We start from the raw sequence: 341 nt of genomic DNA on the forward strand, positions 1-341 counted from the left end.
AGTTTCCCCCGAGAAAAACGCGGAACAGCAATGGGTATTTTCGGATTAGTTATGATTACCGCCCCTGCAATCGGGCCGACATTATCAGGTTTCATTGTAGAATATTATGACTGGCGTTTACTTTTCGAAATGATTTTACCATTAGCCGTCATTAGTTTACTGCTAGGAATTTGGAAATCCAAAAATGTAATGCAGCAAAACAAAAATGCAACACTGGACTATTTTTCAATCATATTATCTTCGATCGGTTTTGGTGGTTTGTTATATGGGTTCAGCTCTGCAAGTTCAGATGGCTGGACAGATCAAGTTGTCTTAATCACTTTAATCGTTGGAGCTATTGC

At 39.0% G+C, this 341-nt stretch carries 1 protein-coding gene; it reads left to right on the forward strand.

All coding sequences use genetic code 11. From position 1 onward, the window contains the following. Window positions 1–341: MFS transporter (locus tag AMS66_RS18435; RefSeq protein ID WP_144424535.1), on the forward strand; the 341-nt coding region annotated here is incomplete at both ends.

This window comes from Paenibacillus xylanivorans, assembly GCF_001280595.1.
GTDB classification, from domain to species: domain Bacteria; phylum Bacillota; class Bacilli; order Paenibacillales; family Paenibacillaceae; genus Paenibacillus; species Paenibacillus xylanivorans.